Below are 4498 nucleotides of genomic sequence, written 5' to 3' on the forward strand. Positions count from 1 at the left end.
GTTATTGCCAACAGCCACCCCACGCCAGCCACAAGCGTCTTGATCCTATATTGTTGCATTACCGGTCGCTCTCCCTACGCCATCCTGATCCGAACTCGCGGGCGACGACGCCAGACCAGAAGCGACAACATCACCAGCCCGGTCAAAGAAACGCTACCACCGCCGCCACTGGTTGTATCGTTACTCATATCGACACCGTCATCACCGCCGTCGGGGGCCGGTTGTTCATCGCTTTGTCCATCCGCCGGTCCCGCCGGCGTATGATCGTCATCATACTCGGGACTGCGCTCACACTCGCCGGCGGGATCGGTGTCCACAAACACATGGACGGTTCGAGTCATGGTGTGACCGTCGGCGTCCTCCACGCTCAACGCAATCTCCGCCAGACCGCACGCCTCGGTGGTAAAAAAGGCCGTGCCATTTTCAAGCGCCACCGAGCCATTGCTGACTGAGATGATCGAATAGGCCGGCTCGTCGGTATAGCCACGGAACAGATCGGCAAGATTTAACTCGGCGGTTTCGCCCTCGCGGATCATTGTGTGAGGTTGAGCCATCCAGTCCAGGTACTCATCCAACATGGTGTACCCATCCCGGTCGGGATCCGCATTGGCATCGGCAAAGTCGTCGCCGCCGGAGAGCGGGTTCAGGCCATGAAGTTTTTCCCACCAGTCGGGCAGGCCGTCATCGTCGCTATCCCAATCGGGATCACGCTGCAGGTAGGGATAATCTTCATAGCCGCCCACGTCGTCTTCGTGATCGGGCAAACCCGGCTCTCCGGTGTAACTGCCTTCGTAGATGGTCGTGCCGGTCAGCGTTTCCTGAATGACCCGAAGATCCTGATCGTCCTGCATCAAGCCCCCGGCCCCCACATCGGACAACACCCGTTTGTAGGCTTCGACGGCACTGTGCACTTCGGCACGGGAGGGGAAAAACGGCTCATCCACCCAGGTCTCATAACCGTTGGCGCTGCCACTTTTCACCCGGCAGACGGCGGTCTGGTTGCTCTCGTCCGCGCGGCCGGGAATCACGTTACCGGAGCAGTAGTAACGCTGGGTTCCGGGGAAATTATCGTACTCCACATTGAGCGCGTACATTTCTTCGGTGGCCGGGCCCGGCTTGTAATAATTGTTGACGAAGTTCACTTCATGAGCGCCACCATCGGTGGTCCGGCTGCGCCAGTTGTAAACCACGTTATTGAAAATATCCAACCGCCCGGCGTAGTCCCCGTTGCCATCCAGCCCGCCGGCCAACGACCAGTTCCGGCCTTCATTATGGGCCAGCAGGTTATGGTGGAAGCTGCCAATATCGCCACTGATACTGGCCGCGTAACCGTGCCGCGTGCCCGAGGGGTAATTGTCATGCCCCGCCACATTCAATGCTTCGGCAATCAGAGTGCGCTGCAACGTGATGTTGCGCGCGCTGCGGGAAGAGAAGGCTTCATCGATGGTCCAACTGATCGAGCTGTGATCGACAATGGCGTGATCTGCACCCTGCAGACCGATGCCATCGTAGGTGGTGCCGGCCCCCAGGCGCACCCGGATATGACGCATCACCACGTCACTGGCACCACTGACCCCAAAGGGTGCGCCCCGTACCACAATGCCTTTGCCGGGCGCGGTCTGTCCCGCCACAGTCACATATGAATCACTGATGGTCAGACGCGATTCCAGATGAATGATGCCAGACACGTCGAACACAATGGTGCGCGGGCCGATATCGTTTTCCACCGCCGCGCGCAAACTGCCCGGGCCGCTGTCGTTCAGGTTGGTGACTTTCACTACCTGACCGCCACGACCACCCAGTGCAAAGCGACCATAGCCTTCGGCGTCGGGAAAGGCGAGCTGACGTGGCTGAAATGACCAGACATTACCGCGAGTGATCCGGTCCTCCTGGTCAACCTGATCCACCCGCCAGAAATACTCTTCGCGACTGTACAGCCCCTGCAGTGCAAACTCACTGTTCGTCTGGCGCCCCCAATAAACCGAGCTGTCGCCGTCACTCACCAGAGCCTCATCGGTCCCGAAATACACCTCATGGGCAACCGCGTCCGGACCCGGCGTCCAGTTCAATGTCAGGTGGCCGTCGGTTGTTTCGACATGTCGATCACCGTCGGACGGGAGGGGTTGTCGGGCTTGTTGGGCCACATTGGGCGTGTTCAATTCAAAGCCATTGATCACCACGGCTTCAATGTCCGCGCCGGCGCCAGTATCGGCCTCGAACCGAACTTCAACATCGTCACCCGTGCTGTCGAACGTCAGGTACGCCGTCTGCGCCGCGGTGTTCTCCTCGACGCGATTGGTCATGGCCAGGTCGTTCTCGACCTGAACACCATCCACATAAATATCCAGAGGCGCCACTGTGGTGTCGGCCCAGCCGTCAACCGAGTTCAGATACACCAGCAGGCTGTGCTCACCGGCGGGCAAATCCGACAGCGTCATGGTGATGGCCCCTTTTTTCTGTGGTTCACCGTCACCGAAATCCACCAGAAGGCCATCGCTCACCAATCGGGCGAAATAGGGGGGTAGAATATGGGTTTTGAACCAGTTCGAGCGCAGGCCGACACCACCGCTTTGGGTAAACGTCACGCTCACACCGTCGAAGGTTTCGCTAGCGGTGCTGACACTACCGATGGACCAGGGCGTATAACCCGGTTCATTGACTTCCGACGTCTGGCGGCCGGCAAAGTCCAGGTCCACTTTCACAACGGGATCTTGAGCCAGCACCTCGGAGGCGAGACTGGCGCACAGGAGCACACCCAGCCACCGGCCGGGATGAGGGTTGATTGTCATAGTATCCACCAGATGTTTTTTATAGGGGTGGTTTGCCCTGCTATGGTGCAGGATCTCTCACAGTTCTCTCGGGCAGTATATTATGAGCCTTATCGTCTTGTCACGGACTTGCCGCGCGGGGACCAGAAGGCACGTCCCCCTCCGCTTGCCAGGTTTGCACCCGATTTCTACCACCGGCTTTGGCTTGGTATAGGGCCAGATCGGCCTTCTGTAACAGGGATGAGACCGCTTCGCCGTGTTCATACACCGCGATGCCCATACTGACGGTCAGGCTGAACTCAGTGCTGCCAAAAGTAACTGGTGTGCTCGCAATGTCCTGGCAGAGTCTCTGCGCAAGCGCTACCGCTTCTTGAGCATCGTTGTTGAGACAGACTATGGCGAACTCCTCTCCCCCCATGCGCGCGGCCATATCACCGGTGCGTACCGACTCTGCCAGCAAAGCGCTCACCTGCCGCAGCGCCTCATCGCCGGCGGCGTGGCCGTACTGGTCGTTGACTCGCTTAAAGTAATCGACATCAATCATGATCAAAGACAGGGGCAGATCATGACGTTGCGATTGAGCGGAATAACGAACCAGACACTCGAGCAGATGCCGACGGTTCGGCAGGTTGGTGAGGTAATCGGTTCGCGCTTCCTGCTCCGCCTGCTGTTTGGCATCGCTGAGCTGGCGCGTGCGTACGGCCACCTCCGCATGGAGCCGCCGCGCGTGCAGCAGCAGCGCAAGGCCGACCATCGACACCAACGCCACCAGCCAATACCACCGGTGGGCCCAGAACAGCTCATCAAACAGGGAGTCCGGTTCCGCACTGTAGAGGAAGGCATTCAGATCCACTTCCCCGGTCAGCAATCCCTGGTCGCGAAACACCGACTCTATATGTCGCCACCGCTCTTCGTTCATGTAGCCGACGGGAACCACATTGGGCAGTATCAGTGATTTCGAAGCTTCCGCCTCGAACATCAAGTGCTCCCGACTTTTACCAAGAGTGTTGTAATCCCGCAGGATCAGGTCCACCACTTTGTCCGGATGGGTCAGGGCGTAATCCCAGCCCCGTCGAGTCGCCTCTAGAAAATTCCTAGTCACATCGGGGGCGGTATTCAGCATCGTTTCCGTGGTGAGAAGAATATCGCCGTAGAAGTCGATACCGTAATCGCTCGGACGAAATACCCGGTAGGGAATGGAACGGCGGGTAAACTCGAAGGGCTCATTCGTGCTGTACCCGTTATAACCTGCCACCTCCCCGGAGATCAGCGGTTCCAGCGAGGTTTCACTCGGCACCACCTGAACATCATCCACCGCCATTCCGGCGTTGGCCAGCATCGCGAGCAACTCCGCATTCATGTAGCCGCCGCTGAGCATCACGGGCTGATTTTTCAGGTCGTAAAGTGAGTCTATCGGCCCATCCGCGCGGGTCACCAACACTGAAGGCGAGGACTGAAAAATCGCCGCCAGCGCCACCAGCGGTACACCCGAGGCGCGGTAAATCAATGCCCCGGTATCCGCCACGGCGAATTCCACTCGACCACTCATCAGTTGGTCAATGGGCGATCGGCTTTCACTGCGCTCATACAGCGTCACGTTCAGGCCTGCATCCCGATAGTAACCTTGCTCGATCGCGGCATAATACCCAGCGAACTGAAACTGGTGGCGCCACTTCAATTGAATAGCCACCTCAACCAACGCCGACTCATCCTTCGCAGCGGCAATACCC

General features: G+C 58.6%; 2 protein-coding genes. Both read right to left on the minus strand.

The window, feature by feature from the left end:
* Nucleotides 1–74 precede the first annotated feature (74 nt).
* Nucleotides 75–2789, minus strand: coding sequence for a pectate lyase family protein (locus B3520_RS05150; protein WP_286806241.1), 2715 nt, complete (start codon nt 2787–2789; stop codon nt 75–77).
* 100 nt (nt 2790–2889) lie between these two features.
* A partial coding sequence (locus B3520_RS05155) for a GGDEF domain-containing protein (RefSeq protein ID WP_286875559.1) occupies nt 2890–4498 on the minus strand: 1609 nt, incomplete at its 5' end.

Source organism: Marinimicrobium sp. UBA4509 (genome assembly GCF_002388575.1).
GTDB classification, from domain to species: Bacteria; Pseudomonadota; Gammaproteobacteria; order Pseudomonadales; family Cellvibrionaceae; genus Marinimicrobium; species Marinimicrobium koreense.

Coding starts and splice junctions, on each gene's coding strand:
- B3520_RS05150 (WP_286806241.1), bottom strand. CDS start 2,789: ATGACAATCAACCCTCATCCCGGCCGGTGGCTGGGTGTGCTCCTGTGC.